8 protein-coding genes and 3 rRNA genes are annotated in these 13,881 nt (G+C 57.5%); 5 read left to right on the forward strand and 6 right to left on the reverse strand.

Annotation, left to right across the window (positions count from 1 at the left end; all coding sequences use genetic code 11):
- The first annotated feature begins 7 nt into the window (after nt 1-7).
- The 3 genes from ACMDB8_RS00020 (at nt 8) to rrf (ACMDB8_RS00030) (ending at nt 3,397) form a co-directional block, all read left to right on the forward strand.
- Nucleotides 8-2,899, forward strand: a 23S ribosomal RNA gene (locus ACMDB8_RS00020).
- A gap of 157 nt (nt 2,900-3,056) precedes the next feature.
- Nucleotides 3,057-3,172 (forward strand): 5S ribosomal RNA (rrf, locus tag ACMDB8_RS00025).
- Nucleotides 3,173-3,281: 109 nt separating this feature from the next.
- Nucleotides 3,282-3,397 (forward strand): 5S ribosomal RNA (gene rrf / locus ACMDB8_RS00030).
- 103 nt (nt 3,398-3,500) lie between these two features.
- On the opposite strand, the gene ACMDB8_RS00035 is transcribed toward rrf (ACMDB8_RS00030), so the two are convergent.
- The 5 genes from ACMDB8_RS00035 to ACMDB8_RS00055 form a co-directional block, all read right to left on the reverse strand.
- On the reverse strand, nt 3,501-3,968 hold the full coding sequence (locus ACMDB8_RS00035; protein WP_409079476.1) for an SRPBCC family protein: 468 nt from the start codon (nt 3,966-3,968) through the stop codon (nt 3,501-3,503).
- Nucleotides 3,969-3,990: 22 nt separating this feature from the next.
- Nucleotides 3,991-7,398, reverse strand: coding sequence for an amino acid adenylation domain-containing protein (locus ACMDB8_RS00040; protein WP_409079475.1), 3,408 nt, complete (start codon nt 7,396-7,398; stop codon nt 3,991-3,993).
- Nucleotides 7,399-7,411: 13 nt separating this feature from the next.
- Nucleotides 7,412-8,341 (reverse strand): diiron oxygenase, encoded by a 930-nt coding sequence (locus ACMDB8_RS00045; RefSeq protein WP_056727022.1) that lies wholly within the window; start codon nt 8,339-8,341, stop codon nt 7,412-7,414.
- Nucleotides 8,338-9,114 (reverse strand): DUF3050 domain-containing protein, encoded by a 777-nt coding sequence (locus ACMDB8_RS00050; protein ID WP_409079474.1) that lies wholly within the window; start codon nt 9,112-9,114, stop codon nt 8,338-8,340. Before ACMDB8_RS00050 ends, ACMDB8_RS00045 begins: the two co-directional genes overlap by 4 nt.
- A 724-nt stretch (nt 9,115-9,838) precedes the next feature.
- Complete coding sequence (locus tag ACMDB8_RS00055) at nt 9,839-10,549, reverse strand: GntR family transcriptional regulator (RefSeq protein ID WP_056727020.1); 711 nt, start codon at nt 10,547-10,549, stop codon at nt 9,839-9,841.
- 196 nt (nt 10,550-10,745) lie between these two features.
- On the opposite strand from ACMDB8_RS00055, the gene lapG reads away from it, so the two are divergent.
- Together lapG and lapD are read left to right on the forward strand one after the other, a co-directional pair.
- Nucleotides 10,746-11,438 carry a cysteine protease LapG gene (gene lapG, locus ACMDB8_RS00060; RefSeq protein ID WP_056727019.1) on the forward strand — a complete coding sequence of 231 codons (693 nt, stop codon included), beginning with the start codon at nt 10,746-10,748 and terminating at the stop codon, nt 11,436-11,438.
- A 14-nt stretch (nt 11,439-11,452) separates the two neighbouring features.
- Nucleotides 11,453-13,399, forward strand: coding sequence for a cyclic di-GMP receptor LapD (gene lapD / locus ACMDB8_RS00065; protein ID WP_056727018.1), 1,947 nt, complete (start codon nt 11,453-11,455; stop codon nt 13,397-13,399).
- Between the two features lie 45 nt (nt 13,400-13,444).
- Here the strand turns inward: lapD and ACMDB8_RS00070 are convergent, their stop codons facing one another.
- A complete protein-coding gene (locus ACMDB8_RS00070) occupies nt 13,445-13,783 on the reverse strand; it encodes a hypothetical protein (RefSeq protein WP_056727017.1) in 339 nt (112 codons plus the stop codon).
- Between the last annotated feature and the right edge of the window lie 98 nt (nt 13,784-13,881).

The raw sequence follows: 13,881 nt of genomic DNA on the forward strand, positions 1-13,881 counted from the left end.
GTTATATGGTCAAGTGAAGAAGCGCATACGGTGGATGCCTTGGCAGTCAGAGGCGATGAAAGACGTGGTAGCCTGCGAAAAGCTTCGGGGAGTCGGCAAACAGACTTTGATCCGGAGATGTCTGAATGGGGGAACCCAGCCATCATAAGATGGTTATCTTGTACTGAATACATAGGTGCAAGAGGCGAACCAGGGGAACTGAAACATCTAAGTACCCTGAGGAAAAGAAATCAACCGAGATTCCCTTAGTAGTGGCGAGCGAACGGGGACTAGCCCTTAAGTGGCTTTGAGATTAGCGGAACGCTCTGGAAAGTGCGGCCATAGTGGGTGATAGCCCTGTACGCGAAAATCTCTTGGTCATGAAATCGAGTAGGACGGAGCACGAGAAACTTTGTCTGAATATGGGGGGACCATCCTCCAAGGCTAAATACTACTGACTGACCGATAGTGAACTAGTACCGTGAGGGAAAGGCGAAAAGAACCCCGGAGAGGGGAGTGAAATAGATCCTGAAACCGTATGCGTACAAGCAGTGGGAGCCCACTTTGTTGGGTGACTGCGTACCTTTTGTATAATGGGTCAGCGACTTATTTTCAGTGGCGAGCTTAACCGAATAGGGGAGGCGTAGCGAAAGCGAGTCTTAATAGGGCGTCTAGTCGCTGGGAATAGACCCGAAACCGGGCGATCTATCCATGGGCAGGTTGAAGGTTAGGTAACACTGACTGGAGGACCGAACCGACTACCGTTGAAAAGTTAGCGGATGACCTGTGGATCGGAGTGAAAGGCTAATCAAGCTCGGAGATAGCTGGTTCTCCTCGAAAGCTATTTAGGTAGCGCCTCATGTATCACTGTAGGGGGTAGAGCACTGTTTCGGCTAGGGGGTCATCCCGACTTACCAAACCGATGCAAACTCCGAATACCTACAAGTGCCGAGCATGGGAGACACACGGCGGGTGCTAACGTCCGTCGTGAAAAGGGAAACAACCCAGACCGTCAGCTAAGGTCCCAAAGTTATGGTTAAGTGGGAAACGATGTGGGAAGGCTTAGACAGCTAGGAGGTTGGCTTAGAAGCAGCCACCCTTTAAAGAAAGCGTAATAGCTCACTAGTCGAGTCGGCCTGCGCGGAAGATGTAACGGGGCTCAAACCATACACCGAAGCTACGGGTATCACTTAGGTGATGCGGTAGAGGAGCGTTCTGTAAGCCTGTGAAGGTGAGTTGAGAAGCTTGCTGGAGGTATCAGAAGTGCGAATGCTGACATGAGTAACGACAATGGGTGTGAAAAACACCCACGCCGAAAGACCAAGGTTTCCTGCGCAACGTTAATCGACGCAGGGTTAGTCGGTCCCTAAGGCGAGGCTGAAAAGCGTAGTCGATGGAAAACAGGTTAATATTCCTGTACTTCTGGTTATTGCGATGGAGGGACGGAGAAGGCTAGGCCAGCTTGGCGTTGGTTGTCCAAGTTTAAGGTGGTAGGCTGGAATCTTAGGTAAATCCGGGATTCCAAGGCCGAGAGCTGATGACGAGTGTTCTTTTAGAACACGAAGTGGTTGATGCCATGCTTCCAAGAAAAGCTTCTAAGCTTCAGGTAACCAGGAACCGTACCCCAAACCGACACAGGTGGTTGGGTAGAGAATACCAAGGCGCTTGAGAGAACTCGGGTGAAGGAACTAGGCAAAATGGCACCGTAACTTCGGGAGAAGGTGCGCCGGTGAGGGTGAAGGACTTGCTCCGTAAGCCCACGCCGGTCGAAGATACCAGGCCGCTGCGACTGTTTATTAAAAACACAGCACTCTGCAAACACGAAAGTGGACGTATAGGGTGTGACGCCTGCCCGGTGCCGGAAGGTTAATTGATGGGGTTAGCTAACGCGAAGCTCTTGATCGAAGCCCCGGTAAACGGCGGCCGTAACTATAACGGTCCTAAGGTAGCGAAATTCCTTGTCGGGTAAGTTCCGACCTGCACGAATGGCGTAACGATGGCGGCGCTGTCTCCACCCGAGACTCAGTGAAATTGAAATCGCTGTGAAGATGCAGTGTATCCGCGGCTAGACGGAAAGACCCCGTGAACCTTTACTATAGCTTTGCACTGGACTTTGAATTTGCTTGTGTAGGATAGGTGGGAGGCTTTGAAGCGTGGACGCCAGTTCGCGTGGAGCCAACCTTGAAATACCACCCTGGCAACTTTGAGGTTCTAACTCAGGTCCGTTATCCGGATCGAGGACAGTGTATGGTGGGTAGTTTGACTGGGGCGGTCTCCTCCTAAAGAGTAACGGAGGAGTACGAAGGTGCGCTCAGACCGGTCGGAAATCGGTCGTAGAGTATAAAGGCAAAAGCGCGCTTGACTGCGAGACAGACACGTCGAGCAGGTACGAAAGTAGGTCTTAGTGATCCGGTGGTTCTGTATGGAAGGGCCATCGCTCAACGGATAAAAGGTACTCCGGGGATAACAGGCTGATACCGCCCAAGAGTTCATATCGACGGCGGTGTTTGGCACCTCGATGTCGGCTCATCACATCCTGGGGCTGAAGCCGGTCCCAAGGGTATGGCTGTTCGCCATTTAAAGTGGTACGCGAGCTGGGTTTAGAACGTCGTGAGACAGTTCGGTCCCTATCTGCCGTGGACGTTTGAGATTTGAGAGGGGCTGCTCCTAGTACGAGAGGACCGGAGTGGACGAACCTCTGGTGTTCCGGTTGTCACGCCAGTGGCATTGCCGGGTAGCTATGTTCGGAAAAGATAACCGCTGAAAGCATCTAAGCGGGAAACTTGCCTCAAGATGAGATCTCACTGGGACCTTGAGTCCCCTGAAGGGCCGTCGAAGACTACGACGTTGATAGGTTGGGTGTGTAAGCGCTGTGAGGCGTTGAGCTAACCAATACTAATTGCCCGTGAGGCTTGACCATATAACACCCAAGCAATTTGACTACTCGAAAGAGCATCAGATTGCGGTGTGTGAAGACGAAACGAACCGAAAGTTCGAGATACTCACAAAACACCAAACTATCACATACCCAATTTGCTGAAGCGAGGCCATCCGGCCACGACTCAGTACCCGAATTTCTTGACGACCATAGAGCGTTGGAACCACCTGATCCCATCCCGAACTCAGCAGTGAAACGATGCATCGCCGATGGTAGTGTGGGGTTTCCCCATGTGAGAGTAGGTCATCGTCAAGATTAAATTCCGAAACCCCTATCTGCGTACGCAGGTAGGGGTTTTGTTTTTAGTAGAAGTCACCAGTTTTCACCGGCACGTTAAAGTTCTAACGGGCTGGTCACAGAATTTCTTGACGACCATAGAGCGTTGGAACCACCTGATCCCATCCCGAACTCAGCAGTGAAACGATGCATCGCCGATGGTAGTGTGGGGTTTCCCCATGTGAGAGTAGGTCATCGTCAAGATTGAATTCCGAAACCCCTGTCTGCTAACGCAGACAGGGGTTTTGTCGTTTCAGGGGTACTGAAAAGCTCGTTGTGGAGTCTCTCCACAACGGGCTTTTTCGTCTTAAGCAAACAGCTTCAGCACATTGTTCATCGCATCATCGGCAAAACCCTGTACGAAAGCCTTGAAGCCCGGTATCGCCTCGGCGCCACCTTGGGCAGGTTCGGCGATGATGGTCCAGGTGGCTCGGGACTGGCCCGCACCCAGTGGTTCAACGCTCATCGCTGCCCACAGATTGGCCACACCCAGGGTGTTGTAGATAGTGGTCCAGGTCATGTGCCGTGCCTGGTCGTCCCGGGAGTTGAGTTGCTCGACTACCAGGTTGCCATCCTTGAAAAACTTTTTGCGCAGCGATGACACACCATCACCGGTCATCTCAATGTGCGACAGCGCCGGGATGAAGCGATCGAAGCCGGCAAAATTGCCGACTACGGCCCATACCTGAGTGGCATCGGCAGGTACGTCCACCGAGGACGCCACGTGGCAGCCTTGAGGGTTTTTGATCAGCGTGTCGGGTTGCAGAGTGCTCATGGTCTTGCTCCGTTGGGTTGAGTCAGATGAAATTGATTTCTTTGAGGTAGTCGCAGCCGCGACGCAGCAGCGCCGGGGACTTTTGCGGGTAGTGCGTGCCCATCAGCCGAACACCGGCCTGGGCGTTGTCGTGACCGATCATCGAGATGTCGCCGATGTCCTCCTCGAAGCCGTTGAGGTAGAACCCCAGCACGCCGTACAACGCGTTGTCGCTGTCGACCCGACCCAGTTGCTGCTGCCAGTCGGCAACGCTGACCATCGCGAATTCGCGCCCTGCTTCGCGGAAGGACGCCACGTAGTTGTCCCAGCTCAAGGGCTCGGGGTTGTGCAGGTTGAATACCGCTTGCTCCGGCTGATAACGACTGGCGTGGAAAGCGATGAATCGGGCGAGAAAGTCCACCGGCATCAAGTCGAAGTTCAAGGCGAACTCCGGCACCTGCCCCAGCTGGATCGAGCCCTTGAGCATCAGCATCAGGCGATTCTTGTGCGGCTGGCACACGCCCGTGAGGCTGTTGAAACTGATGTTGCCGGGGCGGTAGAGATTGACCCGCACCCCAAGCTCCCGCGCCCGTTCGAGGATCCGCTCGCCGACCCATTTGGACAGGTTGTAGCCGTTCTTGATGTAGATCGGTGGTGTGGGTGCAGCCGGCAACTCAAGCACTCGGCCGTCGGCGGATATCGTGCTGGAGGCCGAGAGCGTCGAGACGAAGTTGAAGATTTTTTTGCTGCGTCCTTCGCACAGGCGCAAACATTCGAAAATCGGCTCGACGTTGTCACGGGCCAGCGACTCGTAATCGAGGACGTGATTGACGTTCGCCGCGTTGTGCACCAGTGCGCCAAACTCCTGATCCAGTCGCTGGTAAACCTCAGCCGCCAAACCGAGTTCCGGCCGCGTGATGTCTGCCGCGTAAACCCGCACCCGGTTCATATCCAGATGCTCCAGACGGTTCTCCCGCAACGCCTGGGCAAAGCGCTCGTCCGCCGATTGCCCGTTGCCATCGCGAACCAGGCAAGCGACTTCGCTGGCACCCCAGGCCAGCAACGCATCGACGATGTGTACACCGACAAAACTGTTGGCACCGGTGACGATCACCTTGTGCACATCGCCCATGCGGCTGACGGGCAGCGGCTGAACATCCAGCTCGCGGAAGGCATCGCGCATGGCCTGTTCGCTCAGCACTTCTTCGCTGCCGGAACCCCGCACCAAAGTCGCCAGTTTCTCGAGAGTGGGGAGTTCGATGAAACGGTTTATCGAGATGCTGCGCCCGAACTCCTCGCGCAATCGCAGGAGCATGCGCGACAGCAGGATCGAGTGCCCGCCCAGATTGAAGAAGCTTTCGTCGGTGGAAATATCGCTCGCCGGGAGCTCCAGCAACTCGGCCCAGATATCCAGCAGCAGGGCCTCATCGGCGCTGGCGGGCAGACGTCGTGGAGAGTGCTCGGTGACGTTGAGCGCCAGCTCCAGAAGCGCCTTGCGGTCAACCTTGCCATTACTTGCATAGGGCATGGCTGTCAGCTCGGTCCATGCAAGGGGGCGCATGTAGTCCGGCAGGAGTTGTGTCGCGTGGGCCTTCAACTGGCGAACGCTATCGGGCTGGTCGTCCCGGGGCTGGGCAACGAAAGCCAGTATCCGTCGCTGGCTATCGATGACCACGGCAACCTGGCGGTACAACTGGCTGTCGCGCAGGCAGCGCTCAATCTCTTGCGGCTCGACCCGGAAGCCGCGAATCTTCACCTGATGATCACGCCGACCGCACAGCTCGATCCCTTCAGCCGTCCACTTTGCCATGTCTCCGGTGCGATAGACACGCAACCTCCGGCCATCAGGCAAGTTCAAGTGCAGATAGCGTTCAGCGGTTTGCTGCGGGTTGTTCAGGTAACCCAGGCACACACCCGGGCCGGCGATGTACAACTCACCAACGGTCTGTTCGGCCACGGGGTGAAAGTCGTCATCGAGAATCAACACCTGGCTGTTGGCGATTGGAGCGCCCAGAGAACGGTTGCTGTCGCCTGCCTGGAGTTTGCGCGCGGTAATCAGCACCGTGGCTTCGGTGGGCCCGTAGAGGTTGTAGAGCTTGCCCTGGCGGCTCAGTTGTTCGATGACCCACGGCTCGCAGACATCGCCGCCGGTCATCACATGATCCAGGCACTGCAATTGTTCCAGCGGGAGGATGCTCAACAAGGCCGGCGGTAAAAAGGCGTGGCTCAGTTGCCGATGACGAATCAGCTCCACCAGTTGCAGCGGATCGCGGCGTTGGTCATCGCCGGGCACGATCATCTCGGCGCCTTGCAACAGGGTGGGGAAGATGTCGATCAGCGATGAGTCGAATCCCAACGAAGAAAACTGTAATACCCGGCTCTGGCGGGTCAGCTGCACATAGTCGGCGTACCAGTGGGTGAAGTGCGCAAGGTTGGCCTGGCTGAGCAACACGCCCTTCGGATGACCGGTGGTACCCGAGGTGTAGAGCGCCATGCAAGGCGCATCGAGGTCGGGGCGTTGGCGCATCAAGGGTTGAGTGAGGTCTGCGTCATGGACGTCGATTCTGCTGATGTCCAGCCCTGGCATCTCGTACGCCAGGGGATGCTCACCGTCATGCAGCAACAACACCGCGCCGGCATTCGACAGGATGTACTGCTGACGTTGCAACGGATGGCCCGGCTCCAGCGGCAAGTACACCGCGCCGCTGCCCAGGATCGCCAGGATTCCCGCATACAGCGCGCTGCATTTAGGTAAGCAGATCCCGATGACGACCGGGCCTTGATGCTGCTCCAGAAGCGGTCGCAGACGTTGCTCGATGGCGCGGCTGTGGGCGTGCAACTGGCGATAGTCGAGGGTGTCGCCGTCGATGCTCAAGGCCGGATGGTCGGCGCTCTGGATGCATTGCTGTTCCAGGCTTTCGATCATCGGCGTTAACGCGAGTTGCTGCAGTCTTGGGTCAGCGGTGGCATTGAGCCGATGCACGAACGTGAGGCTTTCCAGGAACCGCAGGCTCTCGATGCGCTCGAAGCGGGCAGATACGGCGGGTTCGACGAACCGAAAATAGTCGGCATCGCGCGAGTAGCGGCTGACCAGCAGCGCCACATGGTCAACCAGTGCTGTCATGGCCTGCATACGCAACGCCTGGCCGTTACCCGACGGTTCATCGGCGATGGGTGCGCGGCTCAGCAGTGTTGAACCATGCCAGCACAGTACGTCCAGCGATGGCAGGCCGGACGCCTGCGGCAGGCGAAGGCCCAACTGCAATGTCAGGCGTGGCGCCTGACAGGTGAACTCAAGCGACGTGCCATCGTCGATCAGTAGATCCGCAGGCCCCGGCATTTCGTCGAGTGCGGATATCCGCGTCAGTGAGTGACCGTGTTGTTCGAGTTCCAATGCCAGGTCGGTCAGGGCCTGGCTTTTTCCGGTGAGCAAGATGTCGAGACGTCTCATGATGGGCTCCTCGTCAAACCAGGTAGGCGCTGAGGGCGGTTTGTACGCACAGCGAATCAAGCAGCGAACTGCTGTGGAAAAACCGCACAATGTTGGCCACCAGCGGGTGATGGCGATTGATCGGGAAGGCCAGTGCAGACACTTCGTTCTTGAGGGCGTGACGCGTCGCGTCGTTGATCTGCAGTGCGTCGATCAAGCGGAAGTCGAAGGATTTCTGGATGTCGTTGGTCAGGTAATGAGCAATGAACACCGGCAGGATCTGCGCGATGCACTGGCGGTCTTCTGCACTTGCGGCATGCCAGTAGATGCGTACCAGCCGCGCCCAAAAACCGGAATGGCGCCCCTCATCGAGCAAGTGATCGGCCATCAGGCCCTTGATCGATTGCTTGACCGTGTCGTCCTTGGCGAACGCGGCGACATCACCGGTCACCGTGTTTTCGGCGATGGCCACACAGATCAGTTCTACGGCGCTGCGCAGGTGCTCCGGAGCGAGTGCCACGGCCACCGGTATCGCCCGGCTCAGCTCGATTTCATCCGGCAATTCAATGGGGGGGATGCCGGTCATGGCGATGGTCTGTTGCATGAAATCCATCGCCACCAGCGCGTGGTAATCCTCGTCCACCACCACAGTCATGGCGTCGTAGCGGCAGGCGAACGGAAACTCGACCGCAAAACGATTCTTGGCAATGCTGCGGGCGGTTCTGTCGACGATCTCGGTTTCGAAAATCACCACATCGCTGATGAACTTGTAGAGGGTCTGTACCAGGGCGAAGTCGCGCTGTTCCGGGCATTCGCGCAGAAAGGTTTCGCTTAGCGCCAACGGTTGGCGGCTCAAGGGGTAGATCAGTTTGTCGTCGTTCTCCAGCACGCGGCGCGGGCGGGTGCGGATGGTCGCGCGGCTCTCCCAGGCGTCGGCGAAGGATTGGTAGTCGGCGGCGTTCATGCGTTCACCTCCACGACGTATTCGTTCATGCTCAGGCGCAACCCGTCCCACAGGGCGATACGACTTTCCACGGCAGCGATGGCGCTCGCATACACGTCTTCCTGCCGTTGCGGGTCGCTATCGACCATCCGTGACAGGAGCTTTTCCGCTGCCGGGCCGTGGTCCTCGGAATCGACCTCAATGTGCCGTTCGAGGTAGTACCGGAAAGTCGGCGCTTGCTCGATGCCGATGCCCCAATCGTCGAGGATGCGCTGGAACATCTGCGGGATAACGCTCTCGCGACCGTGCAGAAACGCTGCGGCCACACTATGACCCGGCGCATGCAGTGCGGTGTGAAGCGTATGACGGACGAAATTGGCGGCCGCCGGATCGATCTTGACGCTCTGCAAGGCCATGTCGTAGTTCACGCCTTCTTGCTGCAGGGCCACGAAACGCTCGATGGCAACGGTGCAGGCGCCGACCTCGCGCATTGCATCCAGGTACAACTCGAAGTGGCTGTAGTGACCCAGAGCCGGGCGATCATCCGACTCCTCACCCAGTACGATCTCGTTGATCAACCGCGCGGCCTGGGGATCCTGCGGTGGAAGCCAGGGCAGTCGCACGCAGGTCAGCTCCTGTTGCAGGCGCTTGGTCAGCGACATGAAGTCCCATACGGCAAACACGTGGGTTTCCATGAAGCGTCGCAGGACCGGCAGCGAATGTATTTCAGAGAAGATCGGGTGTTTGCCAAGTTCTGATTTTTTTTGAAACAGACGTTCTTTAGTTGGTTTCATGGATGAGCCTGTAAATGATCCTTGGTGAGAAGTCATCAAGCACTGAAGTTCGTTGGAAGTTTTTTCCTGGCGAACGGGTACCTCAAACTAATTGATCTTTTTCAGTGCCATGGATGCCAAGTGGGTTAGGCGTTGCAGCCGTTTGTGGCTGGCGACGAAGAAAAACTAATACACATATAAAGTGTTGATCAAGTTGTTTTGTTGTTATTTCAATATTCAACTTTTTCGAGAATGACAAGTTCCAATAAAACTATTTAGGTTGGTTTTATTTTGGCGTAGTTACTCCTTCCGGCTTATATGAGTCAGAATTGAATAAAGAGTGAATGCCTCACTCGAAGTAACTTTTTACGGGCGTCGTTGGGAATGTCTGAGGGGGTGGAAGCGGGTCGCGAGCGATGCCGATCCTTCCGTTCCCGTGATGAGGCTCCTTCCTTCGCTTCTGGGGGCAGGGGTTGCTCCATTCGAACGGAGCGTCACCCGTTTTTTGTCCTGGTTATCCAGAGTGGGCGTAAATCGAGGTGGCCGCCATTACTGAGGCATCACGCAAATGTTGCAATGGTCGGGTTTCAAGGCGGCGAGGCGTTGCGGCGCGGTATGGCGCTGCAAGGGCGGCGTGGTATGGGGGAAGGGGATTTGTAATCAAATTATTCGCGGAGCATTTGGAGGGATGCGCGGCAAGCGGGGTGAACCCTTCGGTACGCTCCCCGGGGCTTGCCGCCGAGGGTTACTTCGACCTGTTCCTGGCCTGGACTTCAGGGCTGTTGAGGTAGCGCGTAATGACCTCGACCCCTCGGTTCAGGTGATGTTCGAGCAGCTTCACGGAGCGTTCGACGTCCCGCTCTGCAGCAGCCTGCAACAGTGCCTTGTGGTCATCCTGGGACAGTTTGCCCAGGCCCATGGCTTCCAGGTTGAAGCGCAGGAACCGCTCTTCTTCGTTCAGGCCGTCTTCGACCAGTTTCAACAGCCGGCGATTCGGCGCCTGGCTGTAAAGCGTCATGTGGAACAAGCGATTGAGCCGACCGATTTCGGTGTAGTCGCTTTCCGTTTCCAGTTCGTCGATGTAGCGGGCAGCCTCTTCGAGATCTTCTTCCCGAAGCAGTGGCACCGAGAGACGCAGGGCTTCGGATTCCAGCAGGATGCGCAGCGCGTAGGTTTCCACGGCATCGCCCTGGACCAGCGGCGCGACCACGGCACCCTTGTGGGCAACCACGTTGAGCAACGACTGTGCTTCGAGTTGGCGCAAGGCTTCGCGTACGGGCATGCGGCTGACGCCGAACAGGTCGGCGAGGTCTTGCTGGCGCAGGGCCGCACCGCAAGGAATGCGCCCGTCGAGTATGGCCGCGCGCAGGGTTTCTTCGATCACCGAGCGTGCCATGTGTGCGGGAATCGGCCCGTTGACCTTGATACGGCTGAGAGGGTTGGGCTTTTGTGTCACTAAACGCACCCTGATTGATGGAATATTTTTGGATCCAAATGACACTAGTAACTGACTGACTGCTTGTCAAACAGGCTCTCGAGTGCCTTTCTTGCAGTTTAGCGCGCCGCCAGTGATCTCACCGTGCCATTGTCTTTTTCCGGGCTAACCTTCACCATTCGAACGATTCCCTCCTGCCTATCCAGGATGCCTCGCATTGGCGGCAAGTTTAACGATCCCCCGGGTTTTACGCTGGCTGTGCAGCGCATTGCTGCTGACTGGCGTAATGCTGGGCAGCTTGAGCGCCGATTGGGATTTTTCCCTGATCAGCCGGCGGGCGCAGGCATTGTACGGACCTTTGGGAGAAGGTCAGCAACGCATTAATGATTGGCAATACTTATTGACTAGCCAGAAGCAGATCGGCGAGCTGGAACAACTCAATGTAGTCAATCACTTCTTCAACCAGCAGCTGCGATACGTCGAAGACATCGATCTGTGGCATGAAGTCGACTACTGGGAAACCCCGATCCAAGCCCTCTGGAAAGGCGCGGGCGACTGTGAAGACTACGCTATCGCCAAGTACTTCAGCCTGCGGCACCTCGGTGTAGCCAGTGAAAAGCTGCGTATCACCTATGTCAAGGCGCTGACCCAGAACCGTGCGCACATGGTACTGACTTACTACGCGAGCCCGGAAGCCGAGCCCCTGGTACTCGACAGCCTGATTGATGCAATCAAGCCGGCAGGCCAACGGAAGGATTTGCTGCCGGTCTACTCTTTCAATGCCGAAGGGATGTGGTTGCCGGGTGCCAAGGGCAATAAAAAGGTCGGCGATACCAAACGCCTTTCGCGTTGGCAGGATGTGTTGAAAAAAATGCAGGCCGAAGGATTCCCGGTCGAGACGACTAACTAGGAGCACGTGCTCAGATGTCTTTGTTCAAACAGCTGTTGATTGCTATCTGTCTGTTCCTGGTGGTCGCCTTCACCGGCAGTTTCATGGTCAGTCTGGAGAGCTCGCGTACTCAGTATGTCAACCAGTTGCGCTCCCATGCCCAGGACGCCGCGACGGCGCTGGCGCTGTCCCTGACACCGAACATCGACGACCCGGCGATGGTTGAGTTGCTGGTCAGCTCGATTTTCGACAGCGGTTACTACGCGAGTATCCGCGTGGTCGATCTGAAGACCGACCAGACCCTGGTCGAGCGTACGGGTATTCCGGCGGTCAACAATGTTCCGGACTGGTTCGTCAAACTGATCGGCCTTGAACCCGCCGGTGGTGATGCGATCGTCAGCCGTGGCTGGGAACAGGCTGCCCGGGTCGAGGTGGTCAGCCACCCGATGTTCGCGCTGGCCAAGTTGTGGCAAAGTGCTTTGGGTAGCCTGGGCTGGTTGCTGCTGTGTGGCGCGGTCAGTGCGGTACTCGGCGCGCTGTTGCTGCGTCAGCAATTGAGACCGCTGGATTACATGGTCAAGCAATCCCACGCCATCGCCCGGCGGGAATTCCTCAGCCTGCCGGAACTGCCGCGTACCCCAGAACTTCGCCGGGTAGTGCAGGCCATGAACCAGATGGTCGAAAAGCTCAAGGCGCTGTTCCAGGAGCAGGCCGAACGCAGTGAAAAACTGCGGGTCGAGTCCTATCAGGACTCGTTGACCGGGTTGGCCAATCGGCGATATTTCGAGATGCAACTGAATGCGCGGGTAAGCAACCCGGAGCAGGCCAGTTCCGGTTATCTGCTGCTTTTGCGGGTCAAGGATCTGGCCGGTCTCAACCAGCGACTCGGTGGCCAGCGCACCGATGAAGTGCTTAAGGCCGTCGGTGAGCAACTGTCTCGTGAGTGCGCCAAATACCCCGAAACCCAGAACCTGGTCACCCGTATCCGTGGCGGCGAATTTGCCGTACTGGCACCGGGGCTGGTGCGCGCGGAAGCGCTGCAATTGGCACAGAACCTCGACAGTGCCCTGGCCAGTCTTCACGCGACCGGCGCCACCGATGTGGCTGCCGTGGCGTCTATCGGCCTGGCGCCTTTTGCTCATGGCGACTCGCCGCAAACCGTTCTCAGCCTTGGCGACCAGGCGCTGGCGCAGGCCGAAGGCCAGGGCGAGCAGAACTGGGCCTGTATCGAGCACAGTCTCGCGGCCAGTGTCGGCGACGATCACCACGCCTGGCACCGGATGCTCGACCAGGCGCTGACACAGCGGCGTTTCGAGCTGTATTTCCAACCGGTAGTGGCCGCCCAGGACACGCAACTGGTGCTGCACTACAAAGTGTTGTCGCGACTGCTCGACGAACACGGCCAGACCATCCCCGCCGGGCGTTTTCTGCCCTGGCTGGAGCGCTTCGGCTGGACTGCACGTCTGGATCGGCTGATGCTCGAGCGGGTGCTGGAGCAAATGAGCGGGCATGAGGAGTCGCTGGCGCTGAACCTGTCGTCGGCTACCCTGGCCGACCCGCAGGCGCAAAACAAAATCTTCGAGATACTGCGCGCGCACTCCAACCTCGGCCCGCGCCTGACCCTGGAAATTGGCGAAGAGCAACTGCCTGACCAGGCGGTGCTGGAGCAACTGACCCGGCGCCTGCGCGAACTCGGGTTCTCCCTGAGCCTGCAACGTTTTGGTGGCCGCTTCAGCATGATCGGCAACCTGGCTCGGTTGGGGCTGGCTTACCTGAAAATCGATGGCAGCTACATTCGGTCGATTGACGAGGAGAGCGACAAACGCCTGTTCATCGAAGCGATCCAGCGAGCGGCGCACAGCATTGATCTGCCGCTGATTGCCGAGCGGGTCGAGACTGAAGGCGAGTTGTCGGTGATTCGCGAGATGGGGTTATACGGTGTACAGGGCCAGTTGTTCGGCGAGCCCAAGCCCTGGGGTTGATGTGATCGCTCCCACGCCGTGCGTGGGAATGATCGCAGGGGCGCGTCAGATCAGCCCGGTCTCTTCATCATCGATCAATTGGCTCAAGCCACCCAAGGCTTCACGGGCCTGGTTTCGGTCCATGAGCTTGGCCTGGGCCGCCGTCGGCAGGTCGGTGACGCGGATCACGCCTTTCTGGGTCAGCACCTGAATCAAGTCGTCGAGTACCCGGATCATTTCCAGGTCACTTTGCTTGAGCTGTTTGAGGCTGTTCTCCACAGCCGCGTTGGCAAACCAGGCCTGAATCTCATGATTGTCGGCCGCCAGCGTTTCCGTGGCCTCGGCGTAGGCGGCGGGTTCCACGCGTATCAACAGGCCCTGCGCATCGCGTTGCACGTAAAACATTGAGCATCCCTCGGAATGGAACCAGCGTCGTGCTGTCAGCAGCATAGGTCAACTGCACGCCAGTATGTGGCGCCGCGACGAAATCGTCACCGGGCAGT

The organism is Pseudomonas monachiensis (genome assembly GCF_047345015.1).
GTDB classification, from domain to species: Bacteria; Pseudomonadota; Gammaproteobacteria; order Pseudomonadales; family Pseudomonadaceae; genus Aquipseudomonas; species Aquipseudomonas monachiensis.

Coding starts and splice junctions, on each gene's coding strand:
- ACMDB8_RS00035 (WP_409079476.1), bottom strand. CDS start 3,968: ATGAGCACTCTGCAACCCGACACGCTGATCAAAAACCCTCAAGGCTGC.
- ACMDB8_RS00040 (WP_409079475.1), bottom strand. CDS start 7,398: ATGAGACGTCTCGACATCTTGCTCACCGGAAAAAGCCAGGCCCTGACC.
- ACMDB8_RS00045 (WP_056727022.1), bottom strand. CDS start 8,341: ATGAACGCCGCCGACTACCAATCCTTCGCCGACGCCTGGGAGAGCCGC.
- ACMDB8_RS00050 (WP_409079474.1), bottom strand. CDS start 9,114: ATGAAACCAACTAAAGAACGTCTGTTTCAAAAAAAATCAGAACTTGGC.
- lapD (WP_056727018.1), top strand. CDS start 11,453: ATGTCTTTGTTCAAACAGCTGTTGATTGCTATCTGTCTGTTCCTGGTG.
- ACMDB8_RS00070 (WP_056727017.1), bottom strand. CDS start 13,783: ATGTTTTACGTGCAACGCGATGCGCAGGGCCTGTTGATACGCGTGGAA.